General features: G+C 57.1%; 15 protein-coding genes and 1 riboswitch. All 15 genes read right to left on the reverse strand.

Features of this window, described 5'->3' with window-relative positions; translation table 11 throughout:
* Window positions 1–3 precede the first annotated feature (3 nt).
* Genes OGX75_RS07065 through OGX75_RS07135 form a run of 15 tightly spaced genes read right to left on the reverse strand, consistent with a single transcriptional unit; the run spans window position 4 to window position 11,783 of the window.
* Window positions 4–681, reverse strand: coding sequence for an energy-coupling factor ABC transporter transmembrane protein (locus OGX75_RS07065; protein WP_047462753.1), 678 nt, complete (start codon window positions 679–681; stop codon window positions 4–6).
* The gene (locus OGX75_RS07070) at window positions 668–949 is read right to left on the reverse strand and encodes an energy-coupling factor ABC transporter substrate-binding protein (protein ID WP_012131789.1); all 282 of its coding nucleotides are present in this window, start codon (window positions 947–949) and stop codon (window positions 668–670) included. The genes OGX75_RS07065 and OGX75_RS07070 overlap by 14 nt, the downstream gene beginning before the upstream one ends.
* A 1-nt stretch (window position 950) precedes the next feature.
* Complete coding sequence (cbiM, locus tag OGX75_RS07075; RefSeq protein WP_012131788.1) at window positions 951–1,688, reverse strand: cobalt ECF transporter S component CbiM; 738 nt, start codon at window positions 1,686–1,688, stop codon at window positions 951–953.
* A complete protein-coding gene (locus OGX75_RS07080; RefSeq protein WP_012131787.1) occupies window positions 1,685–2,398 on the reverse strand; it encodes a cobalt-factor II C(20)-methyltransferase in 714 nt (237 codons plus the stop codon). The genes cbiM and OGX75_RS07080 overlap by 4 nt, the downstream gene beginning before the upstream one ends.
* On the reverse strand, window positions 2,395–3,189 hold the full coding sequence (gene cbiK / locus OGX75_RS07085; protein WP_134769266.1) for a sirohydrochlorin cobaltochelatase: 795 nt from the start codon (window positions 3,187–3,189) through the stop codon (window positions 2,395–2,397). Before cbiK ends, OGX75_RS07080 begins: the two co-directional genes overlap by 4 nt.
* A 10-nt stretch (window positions 3,190–3,199) precedes the next feature.
* The gene (locus tag OGX75_RS07090) at window positions 3,200–3,985 is read right to left on the reverse strand and encodes a cobalt-precorrin-6A reductase (protein ID WP_153257697.1); all 786 of its coding nucleotides are present in this window, start codon (window positions 3,983–3,985) and stop codon (window positions 3,200–3,202) included.
* Window positions 3,982–4,707, reverse strand: a complete 726-nt coding sequence (locus OGX75_RS07095) for a precorrin-3B C(17)-methyltransferase (RefSeq protein WP_012131784.1) — start codon at window positions 4,705–4,707, stop codon at window positions 3,982–3,984. Before OGX75_RS07095 ends, OGX75_RS07090 begins: the two co-directional genes overlap by 4 nt.
* Window positions 4,707–5,762 carry a cobalt-precorrin 5A hydrolase gene (cbiG, locus tag OGX75_RS07100; protein ID WP_047462746.1) on the reverse strand — a complete coding sequence of 352 codons (1,056 nt, stop codon included), beginning with the start codon at window positions 5,760–5,762 and terminating at the stop codon, window positions 4,707–4,709. Before cbiG ends, OGX75_RS07095 begins: the two co-directional genes overlap by 1 nt.
* Window positions 5,743–6,516 (reverse strand): cobalt-precorrin-4 methyltransferase, encoded by a 774-nt coding sequence (locus tag OGX75_RS07105; RefSeq protein ID WP_012131782.1) that lies wholly within the window; start codon window positions 6,514–6,516, stop codon window positions 5,743–5,745. Before OGX75_RS07105 ends, cbiG begins: the two co-directional genes overlap by 20 nt.
* Window positions 6,509–7,078: a decarboxylating cobalt-precorrin-6B (C(15))-methyltransferase gene (locus OGX75_RS07110; protein ID WP_012131781.1), complete on the reverse strand. Its 570-nt coding sequence runs from the start codon at window positions 7,076–7,078 to the stop codon at window positions 6,509–6,511. Before OGX75_RS07110 ends, OGX75_RS07105 begins: the two co-directional genes overlap by 8 nt.
* Window positions 7,068–7,673, reverse strand: a complete 606-nt coding sequence (locus tag OGX75_RS07115; protein ID WP_047462737.1) for a cobalt-precorrin-7 (C(5))-methyltransferase — start codon at window positions 7,671–7,673, stop codon at window positions 7,068–7,070. The genes OGX75_RS07110 and OGX75_RS07115 overlap by 11 nt, the downstream gene beginning before the upstream one ends.
* Window positions 7,667–8,806: a cobalt-precorrin-5B (C(1))-methyltransferase CbiD gene (gene cbiD, locus OGX75_RS07120; protein WP_012131779.1), complete on the reverse strand. Its 1,140-nt coding sequence runs from the start codon at window positions 8,804–8,806 to the stop codon at window positions 7,667–7,669. The genes OGX75_RS07115 and cbiD overlap by 7 nt, the downstream gene beginning before the upstream one ends.
* A complete protein-coding gene (locus tag OGX75_RS07125) occupies window positions 8,803–9,435 on the reverse strand; it encodes a cobalt-precorrin-8 methylmutase (RefSeq protein ID WP_012131778.1) in 633 nt (210 codons plus the stop codon). The genes cbiD and OGX75_RS07125 overlap by 4 nt, the downstream gene beginning before the upstream one ends.
* Window positions 9,436–9,447: 12 nt before the next feature.
* Window positions 9,448–10,407, reverse strand: coding sequence for an adenosylcobinamide-phosphate synthase CbiB (cbiB, locus tag OGX75_RS07130; protein ID WP_047462732.1), 960 nt, complete (start codon window positions 10,405–10,407; stop codon window positions 9,448–9,450).
* On the reverse strand, window positions 10,404–11,783 hold the full coding sequence (locus OGX75_RS07135; protein ID WP_115181447.1) for a cobyrinic acid a,c-diamide synthase CobB: 1,380 nt from the start codon (window positions 11,781–11,783) through the stop codon (window positions 10,404–10,406). The genes cbiB and OGX75_RS07135 overlap by 4 nt, the downstream gene beginning before the upstream one ends.
* A 99-nt stretch (window positions 11,784–11,882) precedes the next feature.
* Window positions 11,883–12,056, reverse strand: a riboswitch (cobalamin riboswitch).
* Between the last annotated feature and the right edge of the window lie 234 nt (window positions 12,057–12,290).

Genomic DNA, 12,290 nt, shown 5'->3' on the forward strand with positions numbered 1-12,290 from the left:
TCCTTACAGGTGAAAATCACCCTGATACAGTTTGATATCAAGCACGGTGGTCATTTGCTGATAGCGGATAAGCACACGCGTAAACAGCAAACCCACCAGCATTGCCAGAGAACGATAGCCTTTCGGCAAACTACGATAGCCAAAACGCAGCGTTTGCGCGCGATGAATGGCCAGCGCTTCGTCTAACAGGATAAAAATAAAGCGCCATGTCAGCAGGATCTGCTCGGTCAGCAGCCGTGGCACATGCGCGCGCTTAAGCAAAATAATCAGTTGCGGAAACGGCAGATTCAACACCAGCCAGAACGTCGCCGCCAGCGCGCTTAGGCTGCGCCAGAAGGTTTCATTGGCGGTATTCAGCCCTGACGAGGTCACCCCCAGCCAGTAATCGCCAACCGGAACGCTTGCCAGTAACGAGTGGGGATCGCGGCTCACGCTGAATAAAATCGTCACCACACCCACGCTTAAAAAGCCAAACGGTATCGCCATCCAGCGACACCAGCGCCAGAACGAAATCCGCAGCAGCCAGCAGCTCAGCCCGGCGATGAGCGCCAGTTCAATACCCTGCCCCAAAGGAGGCAGGGTAAAGGCCAGAATCATCATCAGCAACCAGAGCAAAAACTTACGCACCGGCGTAACATGAAGCCAGCGGCTCTGGTAGCTGAGTCGATCAAGCCCGGTCATCACGGCGCTGTCTGCCTTTGCTGTAACCGAGAATATAGAAAATCACCGCCGCGCCAAGCGAACCTTGCAGCGTAAACAGCAGACTTTCAATTTCACCGCTGGCCGGTTCATACAATGGCTGGAACCACGGTTCATAGTGCGGCGCCACCACCTGGATCTGGCTTTCCGCTTCGCCGTCAGAGCCACCGAACTCACCGCCATGATCGATAAAAAACGGCAGGATCACCAGGGCAATCACCATAGCTAACAATATCAGCGTCTTTTTCATCTTAATGTCCTTGTGCGGTAATCAACCGGCGTTTGGTCAACTGGTCGTAAATCATGACGGTCAGCAGCCCCTCCGCGATCGCAATGGGGATCTGCGTCAGGCAGAAAATCCCCATAAATTTAATCACTGAACCCATTGCCCCTGCCTGCGGGTCCGGGAACGCCACCCCAAGCTGCACCGACGTCACGAAGTACGTCACCAGATCCGCCAGCATGGCGCAAAGAAAGACGCCGACATCGCGGCGCAGCCCGGCGCGGCAGGCCATTTGCCATACCAGATACCCGACAACGGGGCCGATAACCGCCATCGACATCCCGTTCGCACCCAGCGTGGTCAGGCCGCCATGCGCCAGCAGCAGCGCCTGAAACAGCAGCACAATCGCCCCGAGGATCGCCACAACGCCTGGGCCAAATAAAATCACCGCAAGCCCTACCCCTGTCGGGTGCGAGCAACTACCTGTAACAGAAGGAATTTTCAGCGCCGACAGCACGAAGATAAACGCCCCGCACAATGCCAGCAGCACCTTCTGGTTGTTATCTTCCTGCACGATACGGCGCAGGCGCACCAGTCCGTACCACAGGCACGGTAAAAACAGCACCCACCAGGCCAGCGCCCACATCGGCGGCAGGAATCCCTCCATGATATGCATGGCGAACGCCTGTTCCGGGACAACCATCAGCAATAACGCCGCAGCTAACCCGCTGAAAGACAGCTGTTTTAGCTGTTGTTCAAGTTTCATTCTGCATACTCCCACTGTTTGTTGACCAGAATGGTCGAAAAATAGGGCAGCGGCTGCTCGTCGCTGACCTCATTCAGGTGACGCCAGCACTGCTCACCGGGCAGCGTGGCTTCCGCCATCATCAGGGCGCACTCCAGCAAACCTTCCTGTTGCAGCAATGCTTTAATACGCGCGAAGCGACCGTAGACCTTCATCAGCACCAGACTGTCATGCTGTCTTAACGCCTGCTGAATTGTTTCTTCCGCCGCGGTGCAGGAGATCACCGCCAGCGATTGTTGTTCCATCGCCAGCGGCGTTTTTGCGCGGGCGGCAATGGCGGCAAACGAGGTGACGCCAGGAACGATTTCCAGCCACGCCGGGTTGCCGATCCGCTGGAGTAAAAAGACCCAGGTGCTGAACAGCATGGCATCGCCAAGGGTGATGAACCCCACCTGTTTACCCGCCTCCACTTCCTGAACCAGCGCTGCGGCTACCTCATTCCAGACGGCTTCTTTTTCCGCGCTGTCAGCGCTCATTGGAAAGTGGCAGCAGCGGACTTCCGTCTGCTCACCCAGATACTCACGCACAATAGAGAGCGCCAGACTGTCGCCGCCTTTGCGCCCTGCCGGAGCGTAAAGGATATCGAGCGAGCCAAGTATTCGCGCCGCGCGCACGGTGATCAGATCGGCTGCGCCCGGCCCGGTACTTAACGCATACAGCTTTCCACTCATGCCGCTTCCTCCATGGCCGTATTCAGCGCCTGTTGCAAATGCGCCACGAACATGGCGCGTACCGCCGGATTCTCCCCCAGACCGCTCAGCCACGGCGTCGCCGGGATGCCTGCGGCGTTGAACTGCGTTTTCCAGGAGTCCTCTTCATCGGAAGCCATATCGTTGATGGCATGATCGCCGGCGACAAGCATCAGCGGCATCAGATGCACCGCCGTTACGCCTTCCTGACGTAAGCTCCCGATGAGAATATCCACCTCCGGGTAACTCTCAACCGCTCCCACACGCGCCGGAAAACGCTGCGCCGTCATCATATGGTCCAGACACGCATAGGCCGCAAACGCGTGGTGGCTGGCGCCGTGCCCCATAAACACCACTTTCTCCGTCGCGCCAAGCGTCGGCATCTGCTGCTGTAAAGCCTGCATCAGCTGCGCGTAATCGGCATGGCTGCTCAACAGCGGCGCGCCGAGCGTAAGACGGGTAAATAACGGGCGCAGAGTCTGAACTTCACGCACAATTTTTTCGTATTCGTCGCCGTTAATAATGTGCAGGGACTGAATCGCCACATCCTGATACCCCTGTTCAGCAAGCTTCTGCAATGCCTGAAGCGGCGTATCGATTTCAATGCCGTCACGCTGTTTGAGCTTGCGGATAATCATCCCGGAGGTGAACGCGCGAAACAGATCGCGATCCGGGCAGCTGGCTGCCAGATCGCGTTCGCAGGCCACAATGTTCTTCTCACAGGTGTCGTGATAGCTGGTGCCAAAACTCACCACCAGAAGCGCTTTTTTCATCTCTTACTCCTTAAGCAGCGGCCAGCCAGCGCGCCAAACGCTGCGCAAATGCGGCCTGACTTTCCAGTAACTCATCACCCGTTACAAGCGTTGCCGGGCGGGTAATCACGATGCAGGGGATACCGGCATCCAGACAGGGTTGAACTTTTTCCTGATAACCGCCCTCCGCCCCCGACGCTTTTGTCACCACGACATCGGCCTGGCACTGACGATAAAACGCCGCGTTAAATTCAGCGCTGAACGGCCCGCACAGGGCGAAAATCTCACCAACGCCAAATCCCAGGTCGGCACATTGCTGAATGACCTCAGGAACAGGTAAGACGCGGGCCAGCAGTTTTTTGTGCGGCAACCCGGCTCGCCAGGTCGCCAGATCTTTACTTCCGGTCGTTAACAGAACGCGTTCGCCAAAGCGCTGCGCCACATCGCAGGCCTCAGCAATCGTGTGGACATGGTGCAACAGCGGGTGCGTAAGCTCGCTGAGCTGTTCCGGGCGCTGATAGCGGCTCAGCAACACCCCCGCGCGTTCACAGGCGTGCATAATGTTGCGGCTGACGACCTCGGCATACGGGTGCGACGCATCAATGACCCAACGCGTTCGGTGCGCTTTCAGCCAGGCCACCATCTCCTCTGGCTCCAGGCGCCCGCAGCGGATATGCCCTTTAATGTCGCCAGCCAGCTGCTTTCCTGTCGGCGTGGCAACCGACAGGGTGTATGCCACCTTTGCCGCATCCAGTTGCTGACACAGCATCCGGGCATCGCTGGTGCCGCCCATAACCAGCACGTCGCCGTAACTCACAGTACGTAACCTCGCGGCGTGATCATCAGACCATCCTGTACGTAAGTGGCTTTGTTGCCGACAATCACCAGGCTGGTCATATCGACAGGCTCAAAATCCATATCGCCGAGCGTGGTCAGCCATTTTTCCTGCTTTTTACGCCCGGCCGACTTCACCACGCCAACCGGCGTTTGCGCGTTTTTGCTGGCGGACAGCAGTTCAAAAGCACGCGCCAGATGGCCTTCACGGCCACGGCTGCGCGGGTTATAGAAACAGATCACGAAGTCTGCTTCTCCGGCGGCGATAATCCGTTTTTCGATGACCGGCCACGGCGTCAGGAGATCGCTCAGGCTGATATGACAGAAATCGTGCATCAACGGCGCGCCCAGCAGGGAGGCCGCCGCGATACTGGCGGTCATGCCGGGGATCAGCCGCACTTCAACGTCCAGCTTCTGTTTGCTGACCAGTTCCAGCACCAGCCCCGCCATGCCATAAATCCCCGCATCGCCGCTGCTGATCAGCGCCACATTGTGTCCGGCCTGCGCCAGTTCAATCGCCGCCTGACAGCGTTCGATCTCTTTGCACATTCCGGTTTTGATCACCTGCTTGTCGCCGGTAAAGGCTTTTACCAGATGGGTGTACGTTTTATAGCCAACGACAATTTCCGCCGCCTGTAAGGCTTCTACGGCTTCCATCGTCATCATTGCCTGCGAGCCAGGGCCAATTCCAATTACGCTTAACATCAGTGTGAAACTCCCAAAGTAATAGTGACGCCCTGTTCGCGCAGGGTTTCGCCAGACAGTTTTCCGTGACTTAACAGCCAGGCCGCCGGGCCGGATACGCTGCCCACACCGACGGTTTGCCGCACAAATCTGGAGGCCGGGAAGCGATGTTCATGCTCACGCAACGCGTCAGCGGTAAAGGTTTCAAAGGGAACGCGACAGCAGGAGGCAAGCTGGATTAATCCCTGCTCATCTTTTTTGAGCGAGACGCTGCCAATCGCTTTCAACGCCAGCGGATCAAATTTCTGCGCCTCCAGCTGTCGCGCCAGCAGCGCTGCCAGCAGCGGGAACGGCGTGTCGCGGCGACAGCCGATTCCGGCGACCACCCGCTGCGGCACCAGCTTCCAGTGTCGGACGGGTATTTCTGGCAATTCATTGCGCAAAGTGATGCAAATCAGCGCATCAAGCTCAGGAAGTTGGTGCAGGTCGGTCACGGTGATGAACCCGCGTCGATCGCAGTGACTGACATCGTCTGCCAGCTCCTCATCCCACCACAGCCCGACGCGCTGGTGGCTGACCAGCATCTGGTTGACGATTTTTACCGCCGAGCGGAAGTCGGTCATCCGGGCATTGAGCTGAAATGCCAGCGTATCAAGCGCCGCCATATCGTTAACGTCAGTCGCCGTCGTGATAACCGGATCGGCGCCGAGCATGCCCGCCAGATAGCGGGTCAGCGCATTGGCGCCCCCCGCATGACCAGAGAGCAGGCTGATCACATGCTGGCCCCGCTCGTCGATCACCACCACCGCCGGGTCGCTGAATTTGTCGTTTACCAGCGGCGCCAGCACGCGTACTGCGATGCCGGTCGCACCGATAAAAATCAGCGCCGAATAGTTAGCAAACGCATCGCGGGCCGATTGTGCAAATCCGCCTTCGAAGGGCATAAATCCGTCTTCCAGCAGTTTCTCACTGGTAAAGCAGGTTAACGGCAGCATCGCCGCCAGCCGCTTCGCAAGCTGTACGCCGCCGGGCGTCAGACAAAACAGGGCTATAGATTCAGGCTTTACGGTATTCATGGCTAAAGTCCGCCGCATAGAGTTTTGAGTAGTGATACTCATCCCCCAGGAAATTCCCGACCAGAATGAGCGCCGTTTTACGGATACCCGCCTCACGTACTTTGTCGCCGATATCCGCCAGCGTGCCGCGCACGGTCTGGCTTTCCGGCCAGGTCGCTTTGTAGATAACCGCCACCGGCGTGGTGGTCGGATAGCCGCCTTCAATCAGCCGCTCGGCGACCCGGTGAATACGCTGCACGGAGAGATAAATCGCCATTGACGTCTGGTGGCTGGCGAAGGACTCCAGCTGTTCACGTTCCGGCACCGGAGTACGTCCTTCCAGGCGGGTAATGATGAGGCTTTGCGAAACTTCCGGGACGGTATACTCCACCCCCAGCTCCGCAGCAGCGCCGAGAAACGCGCTGACGCCCGGCACCACCTGCCAGTCGATGCCGCGCCGGGTAAGTTCTTCGCCCTGCTCACGCACGGAGCCGTACAGCGACACATCGCCCGTTTGCAGGCGTACGACCGTTTTTCCGGCTTTCACGCCCGCTTCCATCAGATCCAGAATTTGCTCCAGATGCAGTTCGGCGCTGTCGTGGCACTCCGCGCCTGGCGGGCAATAGTCCAGCAGTTCAGTATTAATCAGCGATCCGGCATAAATAACGACCTGCGCCTGTTGCAACAGGCGATAACCTTTAAGCGTGATCAGTTCACGATCGCCCGGACCTGCGCCGACAAACCATACACAGCGGGGATCAAATGTCTCAGACATGGTTCTCTTCCTTCTGACAGGCGATAACAAAAACAGGATTATTCGGTTTGAAATAGTGGCCACTGCCGAGGGGAGTGAGTGACGACACCTGCACTTGCAGGCAATCCACCTCATGGATGCCAATCTGTGTCAGATATTCCAGCGCAGTATTCAGGTTTTCCTGAAGGATAAAGGTCATCACCAGACGGCCGCCGGGATGCAATTGCCGCATAGCCCAGTCAATCAGCGTCGTCAGATGGCCGCCGCTCCCGCCCATAAACACCGCATCCGCTTTTTCAGTCATCGTCATCGGCGCTTCACCCGGCAGAATGTCGATATTGCCGCAGGCAAAATGCTGGCGGTTTTCATCCAGCAACCGCAGGGCTGCCGGGTTACGTTCAATCGCCGTAACGTGCAGCGAAGGGTGCTGTAACGCCGCCTCTATCGACACACTCCCGGTCCCGGCGCCTACGTCAATCAGATGGCTGGCACGGTGCAAATCAAGTTTTGACAGCGCGAGCGCGCGAACCGCTTCTTTGGTCATCGGCACGTTCTCGCCACGTAGAAAAAGCTCATCTTTCATCAAGGATCACCACTGCGTTCATGTCATAGTCGGCATTGACTTCACTGACGCGCAGCCAGTGAATCCGCTCGTTTTCCATTGCCAGGTTTTCGCCTATCACCATCCAGCGATGACCCTTGTCGCGCGCCATTAACTGCGTCGCAATTTCTCGCGGCCCGCAGCGGGCATCCGTCACCATCGCGACCTTGCGATGACGCGCCAGCTCATCAAAACAGACGCTGCGACCGTGGCTGCTGGTCAGCCACATATCGTTCATATCGATACCCGATTGCGCGCACAGATATTGCACTGCGCTGATACCGGGAATAATGCGCACCCGCTCAATGCCAAAATGGGCCACCATGCGCGTCCCGATGCCGTAAAACAGCGGATCGCCGGACGCCAGCACCACGATGCGTTTGTCCTGCTGCCCGGCAATCCAGTTGAGCAATTCCGCAATATTGGCGCCCAGAACAAACTGTTCGCCGGTGAACGCAGGAAACTGCAATAAATGGCGCTTTCCCCCCACCAGCACATCGGCATCCGCCACGGCCTCGCGTGCCGCTGGCGTCATCAAATGCAGCCCTGCTGGCCCCATGCCCACTACCGTTAGCATTGCATCTCCTCCACAATCTCTTCGATCGGGCGATTGCTACCGAGGATCTGGTTATCAAAAGAGAACATGATGGCGTCGCAGGTAGGTGGCGTTTTCGTGAAGCGCAGCATCTGCATCACACGCATACAGATGCGTTGCGCAAGATGGTTGTAAATATGTTGAAAACCGTATGCTTCAATGTGCTCCATTGCCGCTTCGGTGGTATCGCAGTCGCTGACCCGGGTCAGTAACTCAAGCGGCGCGCCAAGCAGCGCCAGATGCGCCACCAGGGTTTCCATGCGGGCATCTGCGATGTGGCTGTGAGTGTGGAAAATCCCTGCGGCTATTTTAATCAACTTACCGGGATGGCCGATCAACACGATATGGCGGTATCCCAGACGTACCGCTTCTTCAATCATGTAACCGACAAAATTGCTCATGGTAACGACAACCTGCGTGTCGATACCCATCTGTTCGCGCACAAAACGCTCGCCGTGGTTTCCCGGCACCAGCACAACGCGTTCCAGACCGGCGGCGCGTTTGATTTCCAGCTCCAGCGACAGTGAGCGTTTCCAGCTCTCCTCCGACATCGGAGTGACAATGCCGGTGGTTCCAATGATCGAAATACCGCCCAGAATACCGAGGCGCGCGTTATAAGTTTTCTGCGCCCGTTCTTCCCCCTCCGGGGCAAAAATTTCAATATCCGCTCCCCGCGCCGGGCCTATCGCTTCGCGTACTACAGACTCAATGGTATGGCGCGGAGTACGATTAATCGCCGCGCTGCCCACCGGCAGTCCAATTCCCTTGCGCGTCACGGTTCCCACGCCTTCTCCGCCCTGCAACGTAATCTCGCCGCTATCGTTCAGCGTTACGCGGGCAAAAATCAGCATTCCGTGCGTGGCATCGACATCATCGCCGCCGTCCTTACGGATCGCGGCAATCGCCTGCCGCCCTTCGATGTGTGGCGACTCGACGTTCAGGCACAATGTCACCCCGGACGGCGTAACGATGGAGACCTGATGAATCAGATGCTGGCGTAACACCATCAACGCAGCGACCTTTGCCGCAGCGGTCGCGCACGATCCGGTGGTATACCCTTTTCGCAACGCTTTGCCGTTGTGCCAGACAGGCGCGTCGAAGGATTGATCGCTCATCGCGCCCCCTGCAAGTAATAGAGCATGGCGTTTACGATCGCGGCGGCGACGTTGCTTCCTCCTTTGCGCCCCAGCGCTGCGATAGCTGGCAACGCGCTTTTCGTCAGCGCATCTTTAGACTCCGCCGCCCCGACAAACCCGACCGGTACGCCTACCACGCCGCTCACGGCAACGTCATGCTCAAGCAACCGGAACAGCGCCGTCGGCGCATTGCCGAACACAAACACCTTTTCACTCTCTTCCGTCACGGCGATATCCACCGCCGCCATTGATCGGGTAATTCCCTGCGCTTTTGCTTCCGCCACGACTCGCGGATCGCTGATATAGCAACGGCATTCACCGCCAAACGTCGCCAGCAATGTTTTATTGATGCCGGAAAGCGCCATTGTGGTATCGGTATAGATAATGGATGGGCGACTCAGCGCCGCGCAGAGTCGCTCCAGCGCGTCATCGGAAAACCAGAGAATATCCAGCCAGTCAAAGTCGGCGGTGGTGTGAATCACCCGCTTGATGATCGCTTCGTGAAGCGGGCTGGCAAACTGATACTCCGGGCGTGTCTCGCGAATGATCTCGCCAATGATGTCGAAACTTTTGGCCTCAATCGCCTGGGGCTGCTGAATATATTGCATCGTCTGTTATCCTCAGGCTGCGCCAACCAGCAGGCACCGTACGGCGATAAACAGCGCCAGTGCCAGGGTCGAGGCTACCCACATCAATCGAATCGTTCGGGAAATGTCATCTACTGAAATGCCGCGCTGCGCGTCGCCTATCCAGGGTTTTTCAACACGCTCGCCAAAGTAGTCATTCGGGCCGCCAAGACGAATACCCAGCGCACCGGCAACAGAGGCTTCTGACCACGCGCAGTTAGGACTGCTGTGGTTGTAGCGATCCCGCCAGCCGATATGCAGGGCGCGATAGCCGTCGTAACGACACAACGTCGCGGCAATGCTCAGCAGCAGCCAGCTCAGACGCGCCGGGATAACGTTCGCAATATCATCCAGACGGGCGCTGACCATACCAATGGCGCGATATTTTTCGTGTTTATAGCCAACCATTGAATCGAGGGTATTTACGGCTTTGTACGCCATTGCCAGCGGCGCGCCGCCCAAAAAGAGGAAAAAAAGCGGGGCGATGATGCCGTCTACGGTGTTCTCGGCGACCGTTTCCACCACGGCACGATTAACCTGTTCAGGCTGTAACTGTGAGGTATCCCGTCCGACAATCCATGACAGCTTCTCGCGGCTTTCAGCTAAATCGCCCGCCCGCAGCGGGCGTTCAACATCGCGGGCAGCATTCGCAAGACAGCGGCCAGCCAGCACGGTAAAAATCATCCAGATCTCTACCAGCCAGCCAAACCAGGGATGGATCGCGCTCGCCAGCGCCAGCACGCCCCAGGAAACCGCCCACGTCACGCCGACCACCACCAGCCACATCACCGCTCCGCCAATGCGCAGCGATCTGTCGCTATGGCAGTAACGCCGCACAACACGTTGAGTTGCTGAAATTAAATTGCCAATCCAGCGTACCGGATGCGGCCAGTTCTGCGGATCGCCAATAACGAAATCAAGAAGCCAGGCGATACACCACGCAAGCACGGTCATAGCGCCTCCCTTCCTGCCGCCAGCCAGTGGTTCAGCATTGCAGGACGTTGTGCGAAATGAACGTGAAGGTAGCTTGCAAAGGTATTTCCCATCTGCCAGCCGCCAGACCATTCCTGCAATGTCTTACCATCGCGGACTTTACGGCACGCCATCACCGCCGGGTTTTCCGGGAGAAAATCAGAATAGTGGAACTCATGTCCACGCAGCACTTCGCCTGCCGCCGCCAGCAGCGTTTGCTCTCTGGCCTGCGCTTCGCAGTAGCCAAAGCGGGTCAACCGTTTCCCCATTTTGCTGTGCCCCGGAATCACATCCACCATCCGATGAATCTCTCCACTGGCGTCCTCCAGGGTACTGCCGAGGTACATCAGCCCGCCGCACTCTGCGTAAATCGCCACGCCGCGCTGATGGGCGGCGCGCATTTGCGCCAGCATTGGGGTGTTCGCCGCCAACGCGGCAGCGTGTAGCTCGGGGTATCCGCCTCCCAGCCAGATCATCTGGCATTCCGGCAGCGTGCTGTCATGCAGTGGACTGAAACGCGTCATCGTTACGCCAGTACGTTCCAGCAGTTTGATGTTATCGGGATAGTAAAAGTTAAACGCTTCGTCATCCGCGATGGCAACGGTAAGTCCTTTCCCCGCCTGCGGGTCGGGTAACGCTGGCCACTCGCCAGCAGGCAGCGCGGTTAGCTGACTCAGGGAAAGAAGCGCATCAATGTCCAGCGTTCGTTCAAGCGTATCGGCAAAATCCTGCCACGGCTGTTGATTAACGACGGACTCACGCGCGGTAATCAGCCCCAGATGACGCTCCGGCAACGCCACGCCTTCCACTCCGGGAACATAGCCAAGCACCGGTAGCGAACAATAGCGTTCAATCGCCGTTTTCAGGAGTTGGTAGTGAGTTTCGCTATTAACGCGATTAACAATCACGCCAGCGATATTGAGGTCAGGATCAAAGTGCTGAAATCCCATTACCGTTGCGGCAATGGAGGTAGAAACGGCTTTACCGTCCACCAGTAAAATCACGGGGCAGCCCAGCTGTTTCGCCATCGCCGCCGTACTACAGTAGTTCGGATCGGTGCCATAGCCGTCATAGAGTCCCATCACGCCTTCGATCACCGCGACATCCGCCTGCTGCATGTGTTCACAAAACAGCGCGTTAAGCACGGGCTCCGGGAGCATAAAGCTGTCGAGGTTACGGGACGCACTGCCGCATACTGCCGTATGCCAGCCGGTATCGAGATAATCAGGGCCGACTTTGCATGGCTGAACACGCATTCCACGTCTTTTCAGCAGACTCAGCAGACCAAGCGTGACGGTGGTTTTACCACAGCCGCTTCCGGTCCCTGCGAGAATAAATGCGTGAAGCTTTGCCGCCATACCCTGATCCTGTTCAGGGTGGTAGAGGTATTGTTTAGCTGCGTATTACCCCAGTCTTTCGACTGTACGCTACTGAGCAACCCACTTCCCACCGAAGTTGTTGGTAAATACCGACAGGCAGGTCTTCTGGCTTAGCGTCCTCCTCACCCGTCCTTCCCAATCTTGCGATCAGTGGTCTTACGGGGTCGTCAGCATCACAGCAGCGGGGGCTGCGGGGGATTCTCACCCCCTTCCCTGACACAAATGTGCCAAACCTGTCGGCTGATGTTATGAGCATCACTTTCTCGCTCATAACGACAATTAAATTTTAATTACCTGTTACGCGCCATTATGCCAACGCAATGGTGTAATGACGCCTGTTTTGAATGAAACACTGCGCAAAAGAATAATGAAACCTATTCATAATGACACTGTATCTCATCACAAAAATAAAAACTGGCTCAGTTTATCCTTCAGATAACATTATTTTGTTGCGCTATGACAATTTATTGCTCTGCTATAGTTTTT

The sequence above is a fragment of the Citrobacter sp. CK199 genome (assembly GCF_030333285.1).
Lineage (GTDB): Bacteria > Pseudomonadota > Gammaproteobacteria > Enterobacterales > Enterobacteriaceae > Citrobacter_B > Citrobacter_B koseri.